Source organism: Staphylococcus sp. GDX8P114P-2 (assembly GCF_017892945.1).
GTDB classification, from domain to species: Bacteria; Bacillota; Bacilli; order Staphylococcales; family Staphylococcaceae; genus Staphylococcus; species Staphylococcus arlettae.
Genome location: NZ_JAESMB010000001.1, coordinates 21,676 through 47,386, shown reverse-complemented (window position 1 = coordinate 47,386; position 25,711 = coordinate 21,676). Strand labels below are relative to the sequence as shown.

At 35.0% G+C, this 25,711-nt stretch carries 25 protein-coding genes; 16 read left to right on the top strand and 9 right to left on the bottom strand.

All coding sequences use genetic code 11. The annotated features are described in order from the left end of the window. Positions 1 to 68 precede the first annotated feature (68 nt). The gene (locus KA845_RS00225) at positions 69 to 410 is read left to right on the top strand and encodes a DoxX family protein (protein ID WP_002509476.1); all 342 of its coding nucleotides are present in this window, start codon (positions 69 to 71) and stop codon (positions 408 to 410) included. Positions 411 to 746: 336 nt separating this feature from the next. After that, positions 747 to 1,295, top strand: a complete 549-nt coding sequence (gene isaB / locus KA845_RS00220) for an immunodominant staphylococcal antigen IsaB family protein (RefSeq protein ID WP_002509477.1) — start codon at positions 747 to 749, stop codon at positions 1,293 to 1,295. A gap of 118 nt (positions 1,296 to 1,413) precedes the next feature. On the opposite strand, the gene KA845_RS00215 is transcribed toward isaB, so the two are convergent. After that, positions 1,414 to 2,364, bottom strand: a complete 951-nt coding sequence (locus tag KA845_RS00215; RefSeq protein WP_103388450.1) for a LacI family DNA-binding transcriptional regulator — start codon at positions 2,362 to 2,364, stop codon at positions 1,414 to 1,416. Positions 2,365 to 2,483: 119 nt separating this feature from the next. On the opposite strand from KA845_RS00215, the gene eda reads away from it, so the two are divergent. Genes eda through KA845_RS00175 form a run of 8 tightly spaced genes read left to right on the top strand, consistent with a single transcriptional unit; the run spans position 2,484 to position 10,185 of the window. Further along, on the top strand, positions 2,484 to 3,101 hold the full coding sequence (eda, locus tag KA845_RS00210) for a bifunctional 4-hydroxy-2-oxoglutarate aldolase/2-dehydro-3-deoxy-phosphogluconate aldolase (RefSeq protein ID WP_167868130.1): 618 nt from the start codon (positions 2,484 to 2,486) through the stop codon (positions 3,099 to 3,101). A gap of 3 nt (positions 3,102 to 3,104) precedes the next feature. Beyond that, entirely contained in the window at positions 3,105 to 4,076 is a 972-nt protein-coding gene (locus tag KA845_RS00205; protein WP_103388449.1) for a sugar kinase, read from the top strand. Between the two features lie 18 nt (positions 4,077 to 4,094). Beyond that, complete coding sequence (locus KA845_RS00200) at positions 4,095 to 5,138, top strand: TRAP transporter substrate-binding protein (protein ID WP_002509481.1); 1,044 nt, start codon at positions 4,095 to 4,097, stop codon at positions 5,136 to 5,138. Then, positions 5,113 to 5,616, top strand: coding sequence for a TRAP transporter small permease (locus KA845_RS00195; protein ID WP_002509482.1), 504 nt, complete (start codon positions 5,113 to 5,115; stop codon positions 5,614 to 5,616). Before KA845_RS00200 ends, KA845_RS00195 begins: the two co-directional genes overlap by 26 nt. After that, entirely contained in the window at positions 5,613 to 6,908 is a 1,296-nt protein-coding gene (locus KA845_RS00190) for a TRAP transporter large permease (protein ID WP_167868128.1), read from the top strand. Before KA845_RS00195 ends, KA845_RS00190 begins: the two co-directional genes overlap by 4 nt. A 15-nt stretch (positions 6,909 to 6,923) precedes the next feature. Beyond that, positions 6,924 to 8,330 carry a glucuronate isomerase gene (gene uxaC, locus KA845_RS00185; RefSeq protein WP_167868127.1) on the top strand — a complete coding sequence of 469 codons (1,407 nt, stop codon included), beginning with the start codon at positions 6,924 to 6,926 and terminating at the stop codon, positions 8,328 to 8,330. 2 nt (positions 8,331 to 8,332) lie between these two features. Further along, positions 8,333 to 9,367 (top strand): mannonate dehydratase, encoded by a 1,035-nt coding sequence (locus tag KA845_RS00180; RefSeq protein WP_167868126.1) that lies wholly within the window; start codon positions 8,333 to 8,335, stop codon positions 9,365 to 9,367. Next, positions 9,364 to 10,185: an SDR family oxidoreductase gene (locus KA845_RS00175; protein ID WP_167868125.1), complete on the top strand. Its 822-nt coding sequence runs from the start codon at positions 9,364 to 9,366 to the stop codon at positions 10,183 to 10,185. Before KA845_RS00180 ends, KA845_RS00175 begins: the two co-directional genes overlap by 4 nt. Positions 10,186 to 10,409: 224 nt before the next feature. On the opposite strand, the gene KA845_RS00170 is transcribed toward KA845_RS00175, so the two are convergent. Beyond that, a complete protein-coding gene (locus KA845_RS00170; protein ID WP_157950637.1) occupies positions 10,410 to 10,718 on the bottom strand; it encodes an MFS transporter in 309 nt (102 codons plus the stop codon). 51 nt (positions 10,719 to 10,769) lie between these two features. Next, a complete protein-coding gene (locus KA845_RS00165; RefSeq protein ID WP_002509489.1) occupies positions 10,770 to 11,162 on the bottom strand; it encodes a winged helix-turn-helix transcriptional regulator in 393 nt (130 codons plus the stop codon). Between the two features lie 139 nt (positions 11,163 to 11,301). Between KA845_RS00165 and KA845_RS00160 the strand changes: the two genes are divergently transcribed. After that, complete coding sequence (locus tag KA845_RS00160; protein ID WP_167868124.1) at positions 11,302 to 12,483, top strand: MFS transporter; 1,182 nt, start codon at positions 11,302 to 11,304, stop codon at positions 12,481 to 12,483. 16 nt (positions 12,484 to 12,499) lie between these two features. Beyond that, the gene (locus tag KA845_RS00155; RefSeq protein WP_103388443.1) at positions 12,500 to 13,333 is read left to right on the top strand and encodes an aldo/keto reductase; all 834 of its coding nucleotides are present in this window, start codon (positions 12,500 to 12,502) and stop codon (positions 13,331 to 13,333) included. A gap of 96 nt (positions 13,334 to 13,429) precedes the next feature. Here KA845_RS00155 and KA845_RS00150 read toward each other — a convergent pair whose 3' ends face one another. From KA845_RS00150 to KA845_RS00140, 3 genes are all read right to left on the bottom strand, one after another. Beyond that, complete coding sequence (locus tag KA845_RS00150; RefSeq protein WP_225975806.1) at positions 13,430 to 15,544, bottom strand: glycoside hydrolase family 31 protein; 2,115 nt, start codon at positions 15,542 to 15,544, stop codon at positions 13,430 to 13,432. 91 nt (positions 15,545 to 15,635) lie between these two features. Continuing rightward, positions 15,636 to 16,415 carry a DeoR/GlpR family DNA-binding transcription regulator gene (locus KA845_RS00145; RefSeq protein ID WP_112369029.1) on the bottom strand — a complete coding sequence of 260 codons (780 nt, stop codon included), beginning with the start codon at positions 16,413 to 16,415 and terminating at the stop codon, positions 15,636 to 15,638. 66 nt (positions 16,416 to 16,481) lie between these two features. Beyond that, the gene (locus KA845_RS00140) at positions 16,482 to 17,546 is read right to left on the bottom strand and encodes an alcohol dehydrogenase catalytic domain-containing protein (protein WP_002509495.1); all 1,065 of its coding nucleotides are present in this window, start codon (positions 17,544 to 17,546) and stop codon (positions 16,482 to 16,484) included. Between the two features lie 193 nt (positions 17,547 to 17,739). Here KA845_RS00140 and KA845_RS00135 point away from each other — a divergent pair, with 193 nt between their 5' ends. Continuing rightward, the gene (locus KA845_RS00135) at positions 17,740 to 19,386 is read left to right on the top strand and encodes a ribulokinase (protein ID WP_107373977.1); all 1,647 of its coding nucleotides are present in this window, start codon (positions 17,740 to 17,742) and stop codon (positions 19,384 to 19,386) included. Positions 19,387 to 19,554: 168 nt separating this feature from the next. Here the strand turns inward: KA845_RS00135 and KA845_RS00130 are convergent, their stop codons facing one another. Continuing rightward, a complete protein-coding gene (locus KA845_RS00130; RefSeq protein ID WP_167868122.1) occupies positions 19,555 to 20,778 on the bottom strand; it encodes an Nramp family divalent metal transporter in 1,224 nt (407 codons plus the stop codon). Positions 20,779 to 20,806: 28 nt separating this feature from the next. Then, positions 20,807 to 21,748, bottom strand: a complete 942-nt coding sequence (locus KA845_RS00125) for an agmatinase family protein (protein ID WP_167868121.1) — start codon at positions 21,746 to 21,748, stop codon at positions 20,807 to 20,809. A 307-nt stretch (positions 21,749 to 22,055) separates the two neighbouring features. On the opposite strand from KA845_RS00125, the gene KA845_RS00120 reads away from it, so the two are divergent. The 3 genes from KA845_RS00120 (at position 22,056) to KA845_RS13070 (ending at position 24,303) form a co-directional block, all read left to right on the top strand. Further along, a complete protein-coding gene (locus tag KA845_RS00120; RefSeq protein WP_002509499.1) occupies positions 22,056 to 23,438 on the top strand; it encodes an amino acid permease in 1,383 nt (460 codons plus the stop codon). Positions 23,439 to 23,477: 39 nt separating this feature from the next. Then, positions 23,478 to 23,957: an SRPBCC domain-containing protein gene (locus tag KA845_RS00115; RefSeq protein WP_002509500.1), complete on the top strand. Its 480-nt coding sequence runs from the start codon at positions 23,478 to 23,480 to the stop codon at positions 23,955 to 23,957. Positions 23,958 to 24,171: 214 nt separating this feature from the next. Continuing rightward, on the top strand, positions 24,172 to 24,303 hold the full coding sequence (locus tag KA845_RS13070; protein ID WP_002509501.1) for a hypothetical protein: 132 nt from the start codon (positions 24,172 to 24,174) through the stop codon (positions 24,301 to 24,303). A gap of 207 nt (positions 24,304 to 24,510) precedes the next feature. On the opposite strand, the gene KA845_RS00110 is transcribed toward KA845_RS13070, so the two are convergent. Then, positions 24,511 to 25,689, bottom strand: coding sequence for an MFS transporter (locus tag KA845_RS00110; RefSeq protein ID WP_021459871.1), 1,179 nt, complete (start codon positions 25,687 to 25,689; stop codon positions 24,511 to 24,513). Positions 25,690 to 25,711 lie beyond the last annotated feature (22 nt).

Below are 25,711 nucleotides of genomic sequence, written 5' to 3'. Positions count from 1 at the left end.
TATTTGAGAGAATAGGCTGTACACTGTGATTTTCATAGTACACAGTAAGCATAAATGAGGTGTAGTCAATGGGCGTTATAATGATTATCTTACAAATAATTTTGGGGATAGTTTTTATAATTACAGGATCGAAGATTGTGTCTGGTGCGATGGATAAAGAATTCGTCAGAATGGGTTATCCAAGAATATTTAATCAGATAACTGGTGGGATTGAACTATTAGGTGCGTTAGGCATGTTATTTGGGATTTTTTATCATTTACTAGCTGTAGGTGCAAGTATAATATTAGGCTGCACGATGCTAGCCGGTGCTTTATCGTTAATCTTTTTAGGTAAAGATCCTATTGTGAAAGCATTACCAGCTATCATTTTATTTATTTTAAATGTGATAGTGTTCATTTGGTACATATAAGTGATACAACTAGGCTGAAAATAATTTCAGCTGTTTATAATGACTGTAGTTAGCTAGTAACCAGCTAACTACAGTCATTATGCTTTTAGCGTGATTATTGAGTTTTACACAGTTGGTATAGAGTGAGTGTGAGGTTCATTAAATGTTTTCAATAGCCATTAAAGAAAATAATCTTATTTTATTCCCAAGTGGTTATATACTGAATATTAATATAATCAGATTTTGATATTATTAATAAGTAACTATATTGATTGTTTTTATAAAAAAAGAGCGTATACTTATAAGTGAAAAATTACCCTTGTTTTTACGACAATTCTCAATGGGGAGTGAACTGTTATGCGTGAAGGTAGTAAAATCTTAGCAGCAAGCGTTGTTGTATCGACCCTTGTATTAGGATCTGCTGTAACTACAACAAGTAATGCAAACGTAGCGAGTGCACAAGAAGTAATGAGTCAACATGATTCAGGTATAGATGCGAAAACACAAAAACCATATTATAACTATGATGGTTATACGACTTATGATGGTGCGTTTACACAAGATGAATATTTTGTACAAGCGCTAAAGTACGATAATGTGACAATTAATGGTTATAAAGTTGACGCAACAGCTAGCGGTGGCTATACTTCGAATAAGCATTTGTATGATCAATCAGTTCAATTTAATGAAGATGGAGATGTCTTAGAAATAGTATTCTTTACGAAGCCAGATTCAGTCACTAAAGCAGCATTTAAAGATGCGCATCATCAAAATGAAATTATCGAAGAAGGCGAATTAGGTAATGAGGAAGGTAACTTTGTAAAATATAAAACGATGGACGGTAGTTATACTGCATTCTTTGATCCAAATGATAACTTAATTGAAATAACAATTACGAATAAGTAAGAGACTAGACATGTGGATAATAATCTAGCCTCATGGGACGAGTTAGACAACTATTCAGTGAATGTGCTAGCTCGTCTTATTTGTTGTAGAAAATGTCGTATGATTGAATAGCTATCAGCTAATTATGTGATGTGATTTGCGGTTCTAAATTATAGACTGTGTCAACTGTCGTTTCATTAGTAATGACCTCGTTTAATACTGCCACTACTTTTTCAGCAATAGTCGTTGTTGGCACACCTATAGCATGCACCGGATAATCTAATTTTTTTATTTGAGGAATGTTGTCATAAGAATAAATAACTGGTTGATGTCTATTAACATCTAAGGCGTTTATTGTCCCCAATGTAATATCATAACTACCACAAATTACGCCGGGAGCGATAGATTTATGTTTGTAATAGCTTTTAACTGCTGTTTCCGTTTCGAGCGCCGATAAGCCTTGTGAATCAACTAAACGATAATTAATGTTGTGTTGGGTACAATAATCGATAATAGCTTCTTTCTTTGCCAATTGACGCGCGTCAGTCGTGTGAATATCACCTATGTAATCTATAGTAGTTATGTTTTGTTCAATGAGTGCGTCAATTGCCATTATCATAGCTTGACGATGATTGACGTTAATAATTGGGTAGTCCATGTTACGTGCTACTCCATAAGCTACGACGGGAATATTACGATAAACTTCGGGTGAAAGATTCGTTGAAGGTCCTTCATCAAATACGATAATGCCATCACAGCCAAATTCTACAAATTTTTTCGATGCTACTGAGAGATCATCAATAGAAAGAAACATAACAAAACCTAAATCTTTTAAGGCAATGTTAATTTCAGAGACTAGGTGAGTCACAGCTACACGGTCCACAGAAGGCCATATCAACCCAATAGTATTACTGCGTTTCGAGACCAATGCACGTGCGGAATTATTAGGTATATAATTCATTTCCACTGCTTTTTGTTGAATTAGTTCTTTTGTTTTAGGTTTAACTAAAGGTGAATTTTTTAATGCTTTGCTGACTGTTGAATAACTGACGTTACAAGCATCAGCAACATCTTTGAGGGTAACAACCATAAAAATACTCCTTTAAGGGATTGATTTCAGTTAAGAATAATTATACCATATAGTTATTAATAAAAATATTTTTTTACAACAAAATAACAACGTTGTTATTTTTAAAAGGGGATGCTAAAATGAATTCAACTCAAACAATGCAAGAAATCAAAAAAGTGCAACATATTGCAGTAATGCGAACAAATAGCGGTGAGGAGTTTACTGAAATTGCTAATACGATTATAGATGAAGGGTTAAATGTTATAGAAGTTACTTTAACGACACCTGATGCTATGGAAGTTATTAGCACTTTAGCTAAACGAGAAGACGCATTAGTTGGTGCAGGTACAGTGTTAGATAGTGTATCGGCTCGAACAGCAATTTTAAATGGTGCAGATTTTATTGTTAGCCCAGCATTTGATATTGAAACTGCCCAAATTGCTAACTTATATGACGTACCGTATGTACCTGGTGTAATGACTGTCAAAGAAATGATTGAAGCAATGCAATACGGATGTAAAGTATTAAAACTATTCCCAGCTACACAATTTAGTCCAAAAGCAATAAAAGATTTCAAAGGACCTTTACCTCATGTTGAAATTATTCCAACTGGTGGAGTAGGCAAGGATAATCATAAAGAGTGGCTTGATGCTGGTAGCTTTGCAGTGGGTATTGGAAGTGAAATTACTAAAATATATCAACAACAAGGTAAATCAGCATTAGTTGATTACGTTAAAGCGATTAAAAGTGAGGTGTAAGTTATGAAGGTTTATGGTTTTGGAGAGGTATTATTACGTTTTACACCACCTAATTATATACAGTTGAAGGATGCACAGCAGTTAGACATTAATGTGGGAGGTGCAGAATTAAATGCATTAAGTACGTTGGCACAATTTGGTCATGCTACTGAAATGATTACGACACTACCAGAACATGCATTAGGTCAACATGTACTTCAAGAGATGCGTCGTACCCAAGTAGGTACGCAATGGGTTCAACAAACTGCAGGACGTTTAGGCACATATTACATGGAAGAAGGGTTTGGTCATCGTAGTGGTCAAGTCATTTATGATCGTGCATATTCAACTTTTGCTCAACAAACGTCACACTTACTTGAGAATATAGCAGGCTCTAAAGGCGATTATTTTGTTTTTACTGGTATCACATTAGCCGTAAATCATACTATTCGAGAGCATATCGTTTCTTACTTACAACAATTGAAAGAGCAAGGAATCACAATTGTTTTTGATATTAATTTCAGAAGTAATTTATGGACTTTAGAAGAAGCAGTACCTGTCATTAAAGCAGTATTGCCGTTAGTTGATATACTATTCTTTGGTAAAAAGGATGCGACACATCTGTTACAAACGAATGCTGAATCTGATGATATGCATACTTGTGCTCAAACGTTACAACAAAAATTTAATATTCCGTTTTTAGCATCAAGTAATCGTTCGATCACTCAGAGCACATTACAAGGAATAGCCTTAACGCCTGATGGTTTTATTGAAAGCGCAGCTTATCCGTATACAGTATTAAATAGAATAGGTGCGGGAGATGCATTTTTAGCCGGAGTTATACATGGTCTTGAAGCACAGTGGTCATTGACTACTACTTTAGATTTTGCAACTAAATGTTCGGTATTACAGCATACGACACAAGAAGATGCATTACACCTAGCTGAAGCGGATATATTAAATCTACCGGAGCACTTTGGCGAACTCAAACGCTAGTCTATTAGGGGGAATAGGATGAAAAAAATTTTATTTAAAGCTGTAAGCGCATTCATATTGTTAGCGTTACTCGTTAGTATGTCGTCTGTACAAGCAAGTGACAAAGATGAAAAACAACAAAGTAAAACGATTGTTTTAGCGCATAATCAGCCTACAGAACATCCAGTACACAAATCATTAACGATATTTAAAAAGAAACTAGAAAAAGAATCTAAAGGTCAATTGAAAGTGAAAATATATCCAAATGGACAACTCGGTAGTGAACGAGAAGCTATTGAAATGACACAAACAAATGCAATACAAATGACTAAAGTATCTGCAGGCGCATTAGAAAGTTTCTCACCATCATATTCACTGTTCAATATGCCATATTTATTTGAATCACAAGAAAATTATCGTCATGTCATGAGAGAACCAAAAGTACAAGATGCGTTCTTTAATTCTACGAAAGACAATGGTTTTTTAGGCGTTACATTTTATGATGCTGGTGTACGTAATATTTACACAAAAGATAAAGAAATCAAAAATAGTGATGACCTTGATGGTTTGAAAACACGTGTGCAACCTGGTAAAACAAGTGTCGCTTTAATAAAATCACTCGGCGGAACACCAACACCGATGGATTATGGTGAAGTATACACCGCTTTACAATCAGGTGTTATCGATGCAGCTGAAAATAATGAAACATCATTAACAACTAACAATCATGGTGAAGTTGCTAAAAATTATCATTATACGGAACATGCGATTGTACCCGATATTTTAATTATGAACAAAGAGACTTACGATGAGTTATCTACACAACAACAAAAATGGTTAAAAGATGCAGCAGCATATTCGACAGAAAAGCATGAAAAATTATGGGATGAAGAAGTGAAACAAGCGAAGAAAAAAGCCAAAAATGAGATGGGTGTTAAGTTCCATCAAGTAGATAAATCGTCATTCAAAGATGCTTCTAAAGATTTACGACAATCTTTCGCAGAAGATCCTAAAACGAAAAGTGATTATGAGTTAATTGAGAAGGAGGAGAAAAAATATGAACAAAGCAAAGCTGATCATTGATAAGCTCCTTCTGACATTAGCGGGATTGGCCTTAATCGTTATGGTTATTTTATCGATTTATCAAGTAGCAGCGCGTTTTATTTTTAACGCGCCGAGTACGATGAGTGAAGAAATTGTACGCTTCTTATTGATTTGGTTCGCATTATTAAGTGCAAGTTATGTATTTGGTGTTAAAAAACATATCGCTATTTTGTTTGTCAGAGAATTGTTACCTTCAAAAGTGCAACTCGTAATGGAGAAAATAGGGGATATCGTTATTATATTAATTGCCTTAGTCTTGATGATTTGGGGAGGCTACGAAGTAGTTCATCTTACTTGGAACCAAATAGCACCATCAACTGGAATGTCAATGGCGGCAATGTACAGTGCTTTACCAGTATCTGGTGTGTTCGTGATTTTCTACTCTATCTACAATTTACTAGATAAAAATGAATTAGCAACTGTGAAAGAAGGAGAAGAAGGGGGCGGCACAGCATGACAATTATTGCAGGTTTAGTACTTTTTATCACATTCTTTTTCTTCTTGTTATATGGTTTGCCGATTGCATTAGCGATTATTTTAAGTTCCATTATTACTTTGCTATTGATTTTACCATTTGATGTCACGATTGTGACCGCAGCTCAGCGTATGGTAACCGGTATTGATGACTTTACCATGTTAGCAATTCCACTTTTCGTATTAGCGGGTATCATTATGAATAATGGTGGTATAGCGTTTCGATTAGTTAATTTCGCTAAAGTGTTGGTAGGACGTATGCCGGGATCTTTAGCACATACTAACATTGTTGGTAATATGCTTTTTGGCTCAATTTCAGGTTCTAGTGTGGCGGCAGCAGCGGCTATGGGACGTATTATGGGGCCAATGCAACAAACGCAAGGTTATAAAAAAGAATACTCAGCAGCAGCCAATATTGCATCAGCGCCATCAGGGTTATTAATTCCACCCAGTTCATTATTAATTGTTTACTCCTTAGTAAGTGGAGGAACATCAATAGCAGCGCTATTTATTGCAGGTTATATTCCTGGTATTTTATGGGGACTTGCTTGTATGGTTGTGGCTTTCATCATGGCGAAACGAGCTGGCTATAAAGTTTCTGAAAAAATTAGTTGGAAAGATAAACTATTTTTAACGTTAGATGCCATACCAAGTTTACTACTTATTATTATTGTTATTGGTGGTATTGTTGTCGGCGTCTTTACAGCAACAGAAGGTGCCGCTGTAGCAGTACTCTACTCAGTAGTATTATCACTTATATATAGAAGTTTGAAACTAAAACATATTCCTAATGTCATCAAAGAAACAGCAGAAATTACAGGGATGATTTTATTTTTGATTACTGCGTCCGCACTGTTTTCACTCGTTATGAGTTATACAGGTTTACCGGAAGCTATATCTAACAGTATTTTATCTATCACAGATAATCCAATATTATTACTGTTATTAATGAATGTAATCTTATTAATTATTGGTACATTTATGGACATTACACCAGCTGTATTAATATTTACACCAATTTTCTTACCTATTTCGGAAGTGCTTGGTTTAGATCCAATTCACTTTGGTATTATTATTGCCTTTAACTTATGTATCGGTAACATTACACCTCCTGTAGGTAGTGCTTTATTTGTTGGTGCTAGTGTTGGTGGGGTACGTGTAGAAAATGTCTTTAAATATTTAGTACCATATTTCGTAATGCTCATTATTTTATTATTGTTAGTAACATTTATTCCACAACTTTCATTATTCTTACCAAAATTACTTGGAGTATAGCAAAGGAGCTCTAATATGACATTAATTAATGATAATTTTTTATTAAATAATAAAACAGCAGTAAAGTTGTATCAGCAAATAAAAGACACACCAATTTTCGATTTTCATTGTCATTTAGATCCACAAGAAATTTATGAAAATAAAAACTATGACAACATCACACAATTGTGGTTGGCAGGAGACCATTATAAATGGCGCTTAATGCGTGCAGATGGTATTGAAGAGGATTACATTACAGGTGCTTCAGATGACTACGACAAGTTTAAGGCATTTATGGAGATGTTACCTTATTCAATTATGAATCCAATGTACCATTGGTGTACGTTAGAGTTAAAACGATATTTTAATGAAGATGTTCAGTTAGATAAAGTGAACATTTCTAAATTATATAAGTCGTTAAATAAAACACTAAAAAAATCAACGCATAAACCACAAGGATTGATTAAACAAAGTAATGTAACGGTAGTTTGTACGACTGATGATCCATGTGATGATTTGAAATATCATCAACTATTAAATGCAGATCGCAAAGTACCATTTAAAGTATATCCAACTTTTAGACCCGATAGTTATGTGTTTTTAAATGCAGACAGTTTAGGGCAAAAAGTGTCACAACTAGAAACAGCAACAGAGACAACGATCCAAGACTTTTCGGAATACATTACCGCATTAAAAGCACGAATTTACTATTTTGATAGACATGGTGCTTTAAGTTCAGATCAAAGTTTTGAACATACACCAACAGTACATTTATCAACCGAAGAAGCTACAGCGTTGTTTAAAACATTACAAGCTAATGAGTCAATATCAGAAGCGGATCAATATGCATTAGCTGGCTATATTTTGACTGAATTAAGTAAGGTCTATAAAGAATTAGGATGGGTTATCCAGTTCCATTTAGGGCCAACACGTAATAATAATACATCTATGTATCAACAAGTAGGTGCAGACAGTGGATTTGATAGCGTAGGTGAACAATTAAGTGCTAAAGCGTTAAACAGTTTGTTAGACCACTTAGAACAGCATAATGCGTTATCAGATACGATTATTTATCCAAATAATGGCAATGACCATTTGATGGTACAAGCCACTGCGGGTAACTTTAGTAATAGTGAACATCGTGTACAACTTGGAGCTGCATGGTGGTTTAATGACACGAAAGAAGGCATGGAGCAACATTTAATTGACTATGCCAATGTCGGTTTACTACCTAATTTTGTCGGCATGTTGACTGATTCACGTAGTATGACTTCATATACACGTCATGAGTATTTTAGAAGAATTTTATGTAACTTAATTGGAGAACGTATTGAAAAAGGTGAAATTGCCTTAACAAATACTACAATTGTCCAAATATTGAAGGACATTTGTTATAACAATGCAGTACGATTATTTAAAGTAAAAGAGGTTAAGGAGGTATAATTATGGAATTATCATTTAGATGGTATGGTCAAGATGACCCAGTAACATTAGAGCATATCCGACAAATTCCAGATATGAAACAAATTGTCTCGGCAATTTATGATGTGCCAGTAGGTGAAGTATGGTCGTCAGTACGTATTAAAGAGTTAAAAGAGCAAATAGAAGCTACAGGGTTGAAATTTGAAGTGGTGGAAAGTTTACCAGTGCATGAAAACATTAAACTAGGTAAAGATAATCGTGACCAATTAATTGAAAATTACAAGGAATCATTAATTAATTTAGCGGAAAATGGTATCAAAACAGTAACGTATAACTTTATGCCAGTCTTTGACTGGACACGTTCACAGCTTGATTACCCGTTACAAGATGGCTCGAACACTTTAATATATGATCACAATCAAATTAAAGATATCGACCCATTAACTACTGAGTTAAATTTACCAGGTTGGGATGAAAGTTATTCACGTGAAGAAATGAATGAACTTATCAAAGCTTATCAACAAACTTCGGACGAACAGTTATGGCAAAATCTAACTTACTTTTTAGATAATGTGTTGCCTACTGCTATAGAACATGATATTGATCTGGCAATTCATCCGGATGATCCACCATGGCCTATTTTTGGTATTCCAAGAATTATTAAAAATAAAGACAGTTATGAACGTTTGCTCTCTATTAATTCGAGTAAAAATAACGGTATTTGTTTCTGTACAGGTTCACTTGGATCACTTGCGGAAAACGATTTACCAGCAATGATTCGTACGTTCGGTGACCATATTCATTTTATGCATATGCGTAATGTAAAACGTATGGGAGAATATTCATTTGTTGAGACGGGCCATTTATCAAAACAAGGTTCAGTCGATATGAAAGCTATAGTACAAGCACTACACGACATAGGTTTTAAAGGTACAATACGACCAGACCATGGACGAATGATCTGGGGAGAAACAGGTAAAGCAGGTTATGGCCTTTATGACCGTGCGTTAGGTGCCACATATATTAATGGTTTAATAGAAGGAGTGAGTCCAGAATGACGACACAATTTCAAGGCGTTAACGTAGTAATTACAGGGGCTACAGGAGTAATTGGTTCAACGTTTGTGAAAGCATTAGTAACCAAAGGTGCAAATGTTGGGATTTTAGGCCGTTCAGAAGATAAAATTGTCCAATTACAAGATGACATTGATGCTGAACGCAAACACACAATTGGTCTTGTCGCAGATGTCTTAAATAAAAATGCGCTTAGCCAAGCAAAACAATTATTTAATCAAGCATTTGGTAATATTGATATATTAATCAACGGTGCAGGGGGCAATAATCCCAATGCAACGACAGATGATGAATTTTATGACGAACACAGTGATAAGTCATTCTTCGACTTAACTGAGGAAGGCATAGATAAAGTCTTTAAACTAAATTACACTGGAACTGTGTTGCCTTCACAAGTGTTTGGTAAAGATATAGTGCAAGCAGATGGTGGAACTATTATTAATATTTCATCGATGAATGCATTTACCCCATTAACTAAAATTCCAGCATACAGTGGTGCAAAAGCGTCTGTAAGTAATTTTACACAATGGTTAGCAACATACTTTGCAGGAAAAATTAGAGTCAATGCGATCGCACCTGGATTTTTTGAAACTGAACAAAATAAAGGGTTGTTGCGTAATGATGATGGCTCTTATTCAGAACGAGCGGAAAAAATCATTTCGCAAACTCCAATGGGGCGCTTTGGTGAACCTGAAGAAATTTTAGGTACATTATATTGGTTAATGGACAACAGTCAAAGTGGTTTTGTCACAGGTATTGTGGTGCCTGTTGATGGCGGCTTTTCATCTTATTCTGGTGTGTAAACATGCAAGCTATAGCATGAACTTAATGAATTGAAGCATAGCAATGACATAAAAAAGATGAGACTGGGACAAAATTGATCTGTCTCAGCCTCTTTGCATTTTGGCAGTAGATGACTGTATTGAAAATGCGCTTCAAACCAAGCTTTTTTCAATGCTAGTCATCCTTGCCGGGGTGGGACGACGAAATCTTTTTATCAAATTAGATTTCTGTCCCACTCCCTTTTTTATGCTTTTGTGATGGTTGCAGCTTCAGTTAAATTCATATTTTTGGTTTCTGGTGCTAAGAAGTAAGACACTATAAAACCAATAAATAGTAATCCTCCTGCAATATACAAAGTAATACTTAATCCCAACTGTGATAATAATAGCGGGAAGAAAAATGTACTAATAGCTGAGGCGATTCTACTAATCGTTGTAGTAAATCCGCCACCAGTACCGCGTACATGCGTAGGATATAATTCATAAGGATAAATCCATTGATGACATCCCATGGCAGTATTAAATATGCCATAAATGATAGTAAAAAGAGCCATGAACATTTATTAATGTTCATGGCTCTTTTGCTTTGAAAAATTTATATGCAATTAATTGGGTTGTCTATTGGAAGGAATATGAACAAAATCTTGCTTTTCTAAAGATACATCACGACCTTCTTGATACATTTTTTCGATATGAAATTCTCCCCATTCACAAAGGGTAGAAAGCAGATTGCCAAGAGATTGACCATAATCAGATAACACATATTCAACTTTAGGTGGAACTTGTTGGTAAACAATGCGTTCAATGATGCAATCTTCCTCAAGCTCTCGTAATTGTTGCGTCAACATTTTTTGAGTAATGTTGGGAATTGCGCGTTTTAATTCAGATGTACGAAGCGTGCCATTGTCTTTTAAATGACATAAAATTACTGGTTTCCATTTACCACCTAAAACATCAATGGTTGCCTCTACACCAATATTATAATGTTCTCTTAACATGATTTTCACCTCTATAGTTACGTTAAAGTACCTACAGTACTTTTAGGTATCTATATGACTTTAAAGTACGTACTTACTTATTAGTTTTGTTGCGTATATAATAACACACATATTAAGTTAAGCGAAAGGAAAGGTGAATATGAAAAAGCACAATTTTGCGATTATAGCACTTGCTATCTCAGCATTTGCGATTGGAATGACGGAGTTTATTAGCGTGGGGCTATTACCTTTAATTAAAGATGATTTTGGTATTACGTTACCGTTGGCAGGGTTAACGGTCTCACTATATGCGATTGGTGTCACAATTGGTGCACCAGTATTGACGCCATTAACTAATAAAATGAAACGAAAGCATTTATTAATTTGTATTATGGTGGTTTTTATTGTAGCAAATCTGTTAGCAGCATTTGCATTAAGTTTTAGTATGTTGTTGGCCATGCGTATTTTATCAGCATTAATGCACGGTGTCTTTATGTCTATTGCAACTGCAATTGCCAGTGATTTAGTATCAGCGGATAAACGTTCTAGCGCAATTGCGATGATGTTTACAGGGTTAACAGTTGCAACGATTACAGGTGTGCCATTTGGTACGTGGATTGGACAAACATTTGGTTGGCAGATGTCATTTGTAACTATCGCACTTATAGGGCTACTCAGCTTAATAGCAAATATAATTGTCGTGCCGAAGGATTTAAATGAGTATGAGCAGACACCAATTGCACAACAATTAAAAGTTTTTAAAAACAAATCTTTGATGATGGTTTATTTAATTACTGCATTGGGTTATGGAGGTACTTTTGTTGTTTATACTTATTTAACAACTATGTTGACACATGCTTTAGGTTATAGTGATCAGGCAGTAGTGGGATTACTTGTGGTTTACGGTGTTATGGTAGCGATTGGGAATACCCTTGGTGGTAAATTTACTAACCAAACACCTACGAAAGCATTGAGTGTGATTTTCTTAATTCAAGCTTTCGTATTATTAGTCGTTGGTTTTACAACACATTTACACTTTTTAGGGTTATTGGCAATTTTATTAATGGGTTTATTTGCCTTTATGAACGTCCCAGGTTTGCAATTAATTGTAGTGTTATTTGCAGAACGTGATAATAAAGCAACAGTCAATTTTGCTTCAAGTTTAAATATTTCTGCATTTAACGTTGGCATTACACTTGGCTCAGTAATCGGTGGTTATGTATTAGAACAATTTTCAGTAATGATGACACCATTTTTTGCCTTCATTATGGTTATTGTAGCCAGTGGAATGATGTATGTACTTTATATAAAAGAAAAAGAACACAACTTAGCGCAATGCTAACTAAAGGAGCGTAACAATGAAACAAGTTAAATTTTATAACGGTCAATTAATGCCTCAATTAGGGTTAGGGGTATTTAGAGTGGAAAATGATAATACAGCTAAAGATGCGGTGAAACATGCAATTATAAGTGGATACCGTAGTATCGATGCCGCGTTAGTATACGGTAATGAAGAAATGGTAGGTAAAGGGATTGCAGAAGGTATAGCAGCAGCTGGTATTCAACGGGAAGATTTATTTATTACGTCAAAATTATGGTTAGATGATTTTGGATATAATCAAGTTGTACAAGGCTATGAACAATCAATAACTAATTTAGGCTTAGACTATTTAGATTTATATTTGATGCACTGGCCAGGGACGAATAGTACTTTAATGGTAGAAACATGGCAAGGTATGGAAGCATTGTACCAAACAAAGAAAGTACGCAATATTGGTGTGAGTAATTTTAATATTGAACATTTAGAAACTTTAAAAGCACAAACTGCAATTAAGCCTGTAATTAATCAAGTAGAATTTCATCCATATTTAACACAAGCAACATTGCGAGATTATTTGATGCAAGAAGATATTCGAATGGAATCATGGTCACCATTAATGAATGGCGAAATTTTGCAAGATGAGGTTGTAAATACTATTGCACAACAATTAGGTAAATCTGCCGCACAAATCATCATTCGCTGGAATATAGAACATGGTGTAGTCACGATTCCGAAATCAGTAACGCCAACACGTATAGAAGAAAATTTAGATGTATTTAATTTTGAATTATCTGAGGAGCAAATGACAGCACTAGATAAATTAAATCAAGACAAGCGTATCGGACCAAATCCTGTAGCCTTTAATGGTTAACAAATATTAAAGTAGCAAGCAAACTAAAGAGAGTTAGGAACAGTAAATTGTTCCTAACTCTCTTATTTTAGAGTGACTGTAATATTTTATAATAGGTTATGACGAGAAATTATGATGAGTGGTGTCTGTTAAAGTGTCATCTAATAACGGAATTGTGCTACCGTTAACTACAAAAATCGGAATAGTACCTAGAGTGACAGGTATTGTAATAGTTTGACCACCATCATAATATTGCTTTGTAAAGAAGTCTATCCAACCGCTATCATTAGCAGGTAAGTAAATTGATTTTTGTTGCTGTCCTTGTGCCACTATTGGAGCTACCAATAGATCCGGTCCAAGCATCCAAGCAGATGTATTAGTTAACGTTGTTGTATCCTCTTCAAAATCATAAAAAGTAGGGCGTACAATGGCTTCAAAATTTTGGTGACTCAATTGTTGTAATTTATCAAAATAAGGGACGAGACGTTCATGGAGTAACATTGCAGCTGTGATTTCTGGCATCACAGAAGGATGCATCCAAGGTTCATTCACCGTTGCATCACTATTCCAAGAATGAATCGAGAATCTTGGATAAAAGATACCGTTTTGCACCCATCTGACAAATAATTCAGGGTCCGGTTTAGGACCGGAAAAACCACCGATATCATGACCAAAATTATGTACTCCAGACAGACTTAATCCTTGTGCCATATAGTTGTTGTATTCCAATGTTTCCCAGCTTGTAGCATTGTCGCCTGTCCAAGTTTGGACATATTTAGACATACCTGCACAGCCCGAACGACTAATAATATATGGATAATCTGTAGCTGTCGCAGTTTGTTGAATTTCTCTTGAAGCCATAGACATTAATAAAGGCATAACTGCTCGATAGTCATTGAAGCGTTGACATTGGCCATTAAATCCATATACTGTTGCGTTATCATCCCAAATTTCAAATTCATTATTATCATTCCACGTACAATTTATATGGTTATCGAGCAACTGTTTTTTAATTTGTTGTTGCCACCATGCTATTGTTTGTGGATTGGTAAAATCTAAATAATAACCTTGGTCATCCCAAAATTGAATTTTTAAAGGATTACCATCACTGTCTGTAATAAAACCATTGAAAGCTAATACTTCTTCTAATAAAGGATGGTTTAGCATTAAAGATGGCTTGATATTAGCAACAATTTCAACATTATTGTCAGTGAATTTTTGTCCGAAACCTTTTGGATCCGGAAATTTATCATAGTTCCAATTAAATACGTAGCGTTTATCGTCAATTGACGTATAGCCAGAAGATAAGTGGAAAGAACGAACATGAATATTATGCTGCTGGCAGTCTGTTAAAAATTGGTTGAGTCGTTGTTGAGAGTGAGGTTCATCTGTATATTGCATTGTAGAACCTGAATAGGAAGCACTCCAACTTGGGAATAGTGTTGGTCGTCCAGTTAACTGACTGAAATGTTGAGCAACTGCTTTAATGCTGTTGCCACCTATCACATAGTAATCGAGAAAGTCAGCAGCTGTCTCATAATAACGGTAGTAACCATGATAGTTATCGAGCTCTTTCCCTAAATCGAAAACAGAACGTTGATAGTCGTCGTAAAATAAACCATATGATTGTTTAGTATCACGATGGTGTGTAATGTAAAAAGGAATATGTTTGTATAAAGGATCGGTAGATTGGGCATTGTAGCCCATCGCATCAATATTGGTCATACGCATGCGTTGACCATGTTTATCTACACCGCCTGTTTTTTCGCCTAAACCAAAATATTGTTCTTCAGACGAACGTGAGATATAGTGGCAAGTTGGATGTGTAGCGGCAATATGGTGTTGATAGGCTTGTGTTTTTCTATCACTAAATAATGGTAACCATTGTTGAGCTGTATTTAGTTGATACCAGTCACAATGCAAAGTTGACGTGTTGATGATTACTTTAAGGAGAGCGGTTTGAACAGTCAATGTGTCAGCATCTAGTTTTGTCGTAAAGTCAGGTAGGCTAAAGTTTTGGGTATGATAACGGGATAAGCCTTCATAAGGTAAAACAGTATCGAAAGGAGTTACAGTGTATGTAGGTAACTCAATGGGTGCTGTAGGTGTGAGTTTCATATTAATGATATGTGGTTCTAATATACGTAATGTACAATAGAAAGTCTGCTCATTATTTTGTAACGTAATGGTATGGGAATTTGGATAGGAAATGTGCGTGTGATTAGTATTCATGAATTAGCGCTCCTTTTTATAACAACGTTGTTAATTTATAAAGTTATTATACCAATAACCTGTTTGTTAGGAAATAACATTGTTTTTGCACTTAGGTAGTAGTGGGGGTATCAATAATTATAAGTTGTTCGACATGTGCCTGATAATCATCCCAATTAATGTCTGAGTGCGTGTTGTCAGTAATTAAGGTAGTAATGTGTTGGGGATTACAAACAGAGTATAATGAAACTTTATCGAATTTGGAACTATCAGCTAAAACATAAACCGCTTTTGCTTGAGCGACCATTTGTCTTTTAGTTGCAGCTAATGTGTCATTATAATGCGTTACACCTTTATGCGCATCAATCGCTGGTGTAGCTAAAAATAGTTTGAGCGGGTTGAATGAACTTAAGTTAGTTAGCGTTAACGCACCATTTAAAACATAATTATCTGGATGTAAAGATCCTCCTGTAACAATAATATGATGACCACTCGATTTTAACAACGAAGCAATATAAATATCATTCGTGATTATTGTCAAATTGTGTTTTGATTTTAAAGCATGTGCAAAGTGTAATGTTGTAGAACCAGAATCAATAATCAGTGTGTCATTATCATCCACGAAGTCAGCCGCTTTCTGGCCGATACGTCTTTTTTCATCATAAAAAGTAGTTTCACGATCATCAAAATTAAGTTCATCCCAAACTTCGGTATTATTTAACACGACACCACCATGTGTACGCTTAATTTGGTTGAATTGTTCTAGTTTGTGTAAATCACGACGAATAGTTGCAGCATGTACATTAAATTCAGTAGCTAAAGTACGCACAGTAGCTTGTTTATTAGTTTGTAAAAAAGTAATGATGCGCTGTTCTCTGTCAGCTGGTAACATACAAAACACCTCAGTTTAATATTAATATAGAGTAATAAAGCTGTGTACGGTAAAGTCCAACCTCACTTACCAATGATATTGTAAGTAGGTTTTTGTCCAGCCTTTATGTTGAACTGTATCTTCCATAGCAGTAGTTAAATCTGCAGTATTGTAAATATCATAGGCTTGTTCAGGAATTAATTGTTGTAAAACTTGTTGATAGTTTGGGTTAGCAAAAGCAGCAATTAACTGTTCGAACTCTCTTTTAGTACTACGTGAACTACCGGACAGTGTTAATCCTTTTTCTAAAATGTCACGCGTATTAATACCTACTAAATCTTCTGTGACACCCATTAAAATAAGTTGACCTTGACGTTCAATTAAGTCAATTGCTTGATTGATTGCAGATTCTGAAAAATGACCACCTGTACATTCAAAGACAGTGTGTACACCGCGATGTTGTGTGAAGTTATAGTCAAATACTAAGTGTGTTGTAGCAAATGACTCAAAAGCGGCTAGTTTTTGTGAATCCGCACCAAAGACGATTAAGTTTGAAGGATGAATATCATATATAAAATGAAGTGCACTGGCTGCTAAGTAACCTACCGGTCCGTCACCAAAAATTGCTACTTGTGGTGCTTCTGTAGTAGTAAGTTGTTGTAGCTGATTAATAGGAAATAAAGAAACTGAACATAATTCAGCTAATAAAGCGACATCTTCATTTAAGTCTGACGGAATTTTAACGACATTATCACCGGGAACTACCATATGACTTTGACAAATGCCATCATATCCACTGCCCATAAATAATGCATTTTCATCGTAATTATCTAAAAGTTCAGTAGTAGGAAAACTAGTTTTACGCAGTCTTGAAGGAATATTAGGCACGATTACGACTTTATCACCTACATCTACAGTTGAATGTTTGGATTGTTCTACTACACCAATACCTTCATGGAATAAAGCCATTGGCAATTTTTTAGCTAATGCTTCTGGGCGACGTTTACCAGTATAGTAGCGCAAATCTGCATGACAGATACTTGCTTTTGTCGGTTTCACGACGATATCGCCTTCATTAAAATCATGTGACAGTGTAGTTTTTTCAAAGACACCAGGTGCGGTTAAACGATAAGCAGTTGATTGAATATTCATCATATACCACCTCAGAAAATGTTTGTTTTTGTTTATATTTCATATAATAAGCGATGAATTAAGAAAAAACAAACATAAATGAACAATGAAAATGTAGCTACTTGTTTATTAAGCGTTGTGTATATTGATTTTTTAGTCGATTTTGCTTATCATTTAAGAAAACGTTTCCATGTTAAAAGGACGGAGGGTATTTATGAGTTATAGTATAGGGATTGATTTTGGGACAAGTTCAGGGCGAGTGTTTTTAATTAATGCGTCAACTGGAGAAATAGTAACACAATATGTTAAACCATATACCCATGGTACGATAGAAAAAAGTTTGAATGGTGTGGAATTACCACGTGAATTTGCCTTACAAAATGCTAATGATTATTTGGAAGTAATTAATGAAGGTATACCAGCTATGTTGGCTGATGTAGCTATTTCACCTAAGGAAATAGTGGGTATTGGTATTGATTTTACCTCATCAACTGTCATGTTTGTTGATGAAACGTTAGAACCAGTTCATAATTTAGCACAGTTTCAAAATAACCCACACGCCTATGTTAAATTGTGGAAACATCATGGCGCACAAGCAGAAGCAGATCAATTATTTACAACGGCACTGGCTGAAAAAAATCGTTGGTTAGGATATTATGGTTTTAATGTAAGTAGTGAATGGATGATTCCTAAAATTTTAGAAGTAAACAATAAAGCTCCTGAGGTGATGGCAGCAACAAGCTATATTATGGAAGCTGGAGACTGGATTGTGAACAAACTGACAGGGAGAAATATTAGATCGAACTGTGGCCTTGGCTTCAAATCGTTTTGGGAAGAAGAGGAAGGATTTCATTATGATTTGTTCGATAAAGTAGATGGAGAACTTTCAGAAATTGTGCGTACTAAAGTCGATGCACCTATTGTTAAAATAGGTGAGACTGCAGGAAGACTTAGCGCAGATATGGCTGAACAACTAGGTTTAGATCCAGAAACACAAGTAAGTCCTTTTATTATTGATGCTCATGCCAGTTTGTTAGGCATTGGTTCACAACAAGATAAAGAAATGACTATGGTGATGGGAACAAGCACCTGCCATTTAATGTTAAATAAAACACAACACAAAGTGCCAGGGATTTCTGGTTCGGTAAAAGGTGCGATCATTCCAGGTATCTATGCGTACGAAGCAGGACAATCTGCAGTAGGAGATTTATTTGAGTATGTGGCTAAACAGGCGCCCGCTGCTTATGTTGAGGAAGCAACACAACTAGGTATTTCGATTTTTGAGGTGTTAAATCAAAAAGCAGAACAGCTCTATCCGGGTGAAAGTGGATTAATCGCACTTGATTGGCATAATGGTAATCGTAGCGTACTTAGTGACAGTCAGTTAACAGGTTGTTTGTTTGGTATGACATTGAAAACGACGCATGCAGAAATTTATAGAGCCTATATGGAAGCTACAGCATTTGGAACGAAAATGATTATGCAACAATATGAAGGATGGCAGATGACGGTAGATCGTGTTTTTGCTTGTGGTGGTATTCCGAAGAAAAATCCATTGCTGATGGATATTTATGCAAATGTGCTCAACAAAAAAATAACTGTAATCGATAGTGAATATGCACCAGCTATTGGAGCTGCAATACTAGGGGCGATTAGTGGTAATGCACATGCTACATTTGATAGCGCCATTCAAGCAATGAAGGAGCCAGTACTCTATGAAGTTGAGCCAGACCCAACTAAAGTAGAACGTTATCAAACATTGTTTGAAGCTTACAACGAGTTACATGATATTCATGGGTATAAAAAGGCGAGGATAATGCGTGAGGTATCACAATTGGCGACAGCTCCTAGGCCAGAATAAACTGAGGGAGTGAGACAGAATCTCGTTTTATTACAAAGGTTTCGTCGTACCCTCGGTAAGGATGACCAGAATTGAAAAAAGCTTAATGTGAAGCACATTTTAGCTTAGTCATCTACTGACAATATGAAAGGAGACTGGGATGAATTAATTCTGTCCCAGTCTCAATTATTATGCTGCAAAAATATTCTTAACGGCATCTATTAAACTATAAAGACCTAAAAATGTAACAACTAAGACAACAATAAAACTAATGATATTAAGTTGCCATGTATTTGCATATTTGCCCATAAGTTTCTTTTTATTAATAATAATTATGATTAATATGGCAACAAGTGGTAAAATAATTCCGTTTAAAGCTTGTGCAATAAGTAATACTTGTAGCGGTTCAAAACCTAAAGCAGAAGTAATAATACCTATGATGATAATAACAACGAATACTGCTTTATATTTTTTGCTGCGCATACCACCTTTCCATCCTAACAAGCTACTTATTGTCGCAGCTGCTCCAGTAGGAGAGGCTATGGCAGAAGATAAACCAGCCGCAAATAACCCGATACTAATAATAATAGGAGCAAAATCTCCAAACACCGGTTTCAGCGGTCCCGCTAGCTGAATTACACTAGTAACTTCCTCGCCTTTAATTAAAGTTGCAGCAGAGATTAAAATGGCGGCAGAAATAACTCCGCCAATAGTAATTGAAATAATAGTATCCCATCTGGCAAATTTTAAATCAGTTAAATCTTTAAAACGTTCATGTACAGCTGTAGAATGTATAAAGAAATTGTACGGAACAACAGTTGTACCAATCAACGCGATAACCGTTAAAATTGAACCATTTGGTATTGTGGGAACGAAGACGCCTTGCAGTATTCCAATGACGTCAGGTTGAATCACAATCATCGTAATAATAAAAATAAGTCCCATAATAACCATTAATACAAGCATGATTTTTTCTAAGAAACGGTAATTCCCAAATAAGCCGATAAGTAAAATAATTACACCGATTACTGGTGCCACTAAATGCTCAGGCAACTGTAATAAATATGAAGCACCTAAAGAGGTCCCTATTAGATCTCCACTTATATACGCCGCACAGCCAATAGTAACTGCAATAAGTGTAAACCAGACAATGATAAATTTACCGATTTTATGGGCAAACAATTCCTGAATCGCTTCACCCAAACCTTCTCGAGTGACAAGAGAAAGTCTAATAATCATTTCTTGTAATACAATCGTCGCAATGATAGAAAATACTACTGCCCACAATAAGCTATAACCAAAACCTGCACCACCTTGAGTCATGGTAGTTACAGTACCCGGGCCAATAAATGAAGCAGTAATAATCATTCCTGGACCTAAAGATTTTAGTATTTTTTTGAAACCACCCAACATCAGAACCACATCCCCTGTTTGCTTAGGCCTATAGTTTACCTAAATATTTCGCGTGACCGGCTAATACGTAAAGTACAGCTGTAGAGACAAAATGAGCAGAATTTTGATTGGCATCTTGCATTGGATATACTTCTACATAATCCATGCCACACAAACCAAGTTTGCCAAATTCATGAATTAACGTTAATAATTCATAAGAAGTAATACCGTTGCCATCAACTGGGCCACCTGGATTAAAGGCGAAATCTAATACGTCACTACAAATAGTTAAATAGACGACGTCTACATCTTTACTAGCTAAAGCATAAATATCTTTAGCTAATTTTTTTAAGTTTGTGGCTTCGCGAATATCATTAATGGTTAATGTCACGGCGCCTGCTTGTTCGGCATATTGACCAGTTTCAGGTTTGTTACGCGGTCCGTGAATGCCTGTGTGGATGATACTTTCATTTCTAATACCATCAGTTTCGTACAAACGCATAAAAGGTGTGCTTCGTGCATATGCTTCACCTTCATAATCAGGCATATTATCGTAATGTGCGTCTAAATGTATAATACCTACACGCTTATTCATTTTAGTTAATGCTTTTAAGATTGGATATGTAACACCATGTTCGCCACCAAGGCCGATTAAAAATTTATTCGTTTGCCATAAATTGTAAGCAAAACTTTCTATATTGTCATAACTTTGCTTATTGTCATGCGCTACGAAAGGGACATCTCCCACGTCACCCATAGATAAATGTTTGCTGACATCAATATGGTTAAGTTCGGGTAAGTATTGGCTATAACGAGCAGAAGATAAACGAATTTGTTTTGGACCTAATTCCACTCCAGTATAGTCTCCCCAAGTGCTTTCACCTTCAAACGGTACGCCATAAAAAAGGACATCAGTATCTAATTCAGTTGCATGTGATAAATTCTTGCTGCCTAGAAAAGTTGGTACATTACCATAAATATTATTTTTCATCGTGAAATCAACTCCCTTTGTTAGTTTATTATTATATATAGTATAATTACCCATTTCAAATATTGTAGCGTAAGCGTTATCATCACTATGTTGTGCCATTAATTTATTTTTATGTAAAATGTTGATTAAATAAACAAAAATATTATAAAATTTAAAGATTGTTGAATTTTTTAGAAAAAAGAATATTATACAATAAAGTATTGTTGATATATGTTTATGAATGTACAATTGTTTGTTCAAAAAGGGGTTTGAATAAACTACATATTTATCATGCATACTTTAATCTAATAAACAAATGGGGAATTAGATGGCACATAAGTTAAATAGAGAGCTAAGCAATAGACATATTCAATTGATTGCTATAGGAGGAGCGATAGGCACTGGACTCTTTTTAGGTGCAGGCCAGTCGATTAGTTTGACGGGGCCTTCGATTTTATTGACCTACATTATTGTAGGATTTGTACTGTTTATGTTTATGCGTGCAATGGGGGAAATGTTAATTTCTAATACGCAATATAAAACATTTGCTGATATTGCTCATGATCAAATAGGGCCATTAGCTGGATTTTTGACAGGCTGGACGTATTGGTTAACTTGGATTACTTCTGGCATGGCAGAAATTACTGCCGTTGCCAAATATGTTGAATATTGGTTGCCAGAATTACCAAACTGGATTACATCTCTTGCGTGTATTTTAATTTTAATGACATTGAACTTGGCAAGTACGAAAATGTTTGGTGAGCTTGAATTTTGGTTTTCTATTATTAAAGTAGTGACAATTATTGCATTAATCGTCATTGGTATTGTCATGATTTGTTTTGCTTTTAATACACATTATGGCACAACTGGCTTATCTAATTTATATTCACATGGCGGCTTTTTTCCACATGGTGCTTCCGGGTTTTTAATGTCCTTTCAAATGGTAGTCTTTTCATTTACTGGAATTGAAATTGTGGGTATTACAGCAGGTGAAACGAAAGACCCACGTAAGACGATACCTAAGGCCATAAACAATGTACCTATTAGAATTTTAATATTTTATGTTGGGGCATTGGCTGTTATTATGTCTATCATACCTTGGAATCAAGCAAATCCAGATAACAGTCCATTTGTAGCATTATTTGCATTAATCGGTGTACCTTTCGCGGCAGGATTGATCAATTTCGTCGTGTTAACTGCTGCTTCATCTTCATGTAACAGTGGAATCTTTGCAAATAGTAGAATTTTATTTGGATTAGCAGATAAAAAACAAGTGCATCCACTATTGTTAAAACAAAATAAACAAGGCGTGCCCTTTGTGGCAATTATGGTCACTTGTTTATTGTTGTCGATAACTGTAATCATGAATTACTTCATTCCAAATGCGACACAAGTATTTTTCTATGTTACATCTTTATCGACTATATTATTAATTATTAATTGGATGTTTATTATGCATGCTTACGTAAAATATAGTAAAAATGAACCTCAATCACATAAAACGAGTAGCTTCAAATTGCCAGGTGGTCTAACGATGGCGTATTTTGTGCAAATATTCTTCGTATTTGTGCTAGTCATTTTAGCTGTTACACCTGAAACACGCAGTGGTATGTATATCACACCATTATGGTTTATATTCTTAATTGCAGTGTATTATAAAGCAGTGAAAAAAAGTGGAGATTTATCACTAAGCCGTGGTAATACTGGGTAATAAATATAATGGATTTCAATTAATGAGTGGAGGATTCTAATGGATATTAAATATTCACAAGATGACAATGGTGCATATCAAACTGCGAAAACATATATTGAAGCTACACCACAGACGGTTTTTAAATATTTAAGTACGACGGAAGGTATTCAACAATGGTTTCCACAATTAGAAGTGGACGAACGCGCAGTAGGCGGACATATTTACTTTCATTTAGAAGGTGACAACTATGAAACAATGCATATTACCGAATTTGCTGAGGACCAACGTATAAGTTATACATGGGATGTAGGAGAAGTAAAATTTCAGCTAGAAGCAGACAATAATAGTACGATATTAACGTTAGAAGAATATTTACCTTATACTTTTCCGCACATCATTTTAGATTTTGCTGGATGGCAATTTCAACTAGACAATGTGAAACATGTAATTGAGCAAGGTGAACCGATCGATCAACAAAACTTGGATTTTGAAAATAAAAAATTTGAAATAGCACAACACTTAAATATAGAACAGTGAAGTGTATACTGAGCTAGACTGTACACTACGTTGTGCAGTCTATTTAGTTATAGATAAAATACTTAATTAAAACTTAAAGAAAAATGATTTTTTATATTAATAAGCATTATAGATAATATAGTAAAGTAGATTTATCAAAAAATTTAAAAATTAAGTTTAAATAAAGTTATAAGTGGTAAAGTTAATATACATTCAACTTAAGGAGGAATTTATAATGAGTAAATTTGACGAATTTAAAGACCAAGCTGAAGACAAAGTGAATGAAGTGAAAGATGACAAAGAAAAACAAGAAGAATTAAAAGATAAAGCAAAAGATAAAGCGAATGATTTAAAAGACAAGTTTTAAAATATAGTCACTACGGTGATCATGTTCCCCAGAACATTAATAATGTTCTGGGCGTTTTTATGATTAACATGAACAGTGACATAGAGTCTTTAACATACTTAATGAGTACATTTTATTCTACTAATCAACATTATCAAAGGTGCAGTCACTAAATTTATTAATAAAACAGAGATTATGGAAGTCAGCCATAATCTCTGTTTTATTTTATTAGGTATTATACTGTTGTTGTGACGCTTTTTTGCCATGTACGAAATAATAAACACAAAGTGATACGATAACGAGTAGTCCCATGACAATATATAAATAACGATAACCAATAAATGGAATAATGAAGCCTAAAATAAATGGTCCAATACCAGCACCTAGATCAGCAAACATATAAAAAGTAGATGTGGCTAGACCAATTTTTTCTTTTGGTGACTGTTGGATAGCAATGGCTTGCGCACTAGGGATAACTGTACCGTAGCCAATACCAATAAAGATCGCAGAAATAAATAAAACAATACTACCATTTGTCATTCCTAGCGTTATCAACCCGATGATAAAACTAACGAGTACTGGATACATAATTTTATTTTCTCCGTATTGATCAAAGATTTTTCCAGTAATAGGGCGTGTAACAAATGTACTTACGGCGTAAACTATAAAAAAGAAACTGGAAGCGGCTGCCAAATCAATTTTAGCAGTGAAAACAGTCATAAATGATAGCACACTAGAATAGGCTATACCTACTAAGGCTGCGACCATTGCAATAGGTAGTGCTTCTTTTTGAACATAAGCTTGTATTCCAGAAGGGCGTGTTTTGTCAGTTGATGGTTTAGATAAAGGTAATTTTTTAATACTTAACGCAACAACAAATGCTAGTAAAATAACAATCAAGCAAAGTAAAAAGTTTCCTTGATAGCCTAAATTTTGATTGATAATAATACCAGCGAATGGACCGATAGCAGAAGCTACTGTGACACTTAAAGCATAATAGCCAATTCCTTCGCCTTTACGATTTTCGGGAATAATACGCGAAGACATAGTACCAGTTGCAGTGGATGATAAACCAAATGCAACGCCATGTAATAAACGAACTATCATTAAAATAATTAGACTGTGTATAGCAAAATAAAATGCTACCGTAACAATAGAAAATAAAATGCCACCTAACAAGACGTTTTTAGGTTGCATATTATCTATAATTCTTCCGGCAAATAATCTACCAAACAGCATACCAATGATAAAAATACCAGCTGCCAATCCTCCCATACTTTCGGAAGCGTTATATTTTTCTATTGTGAATACAGTAATGGACACAATAAGCGCATAATGTATGAGATACATTAAAAAATTAACAATAGTAATAAAGATAAAATCTTTAGACCATAGTTTGTCATACATAGTAAGACCTTCCTTTTAGTTG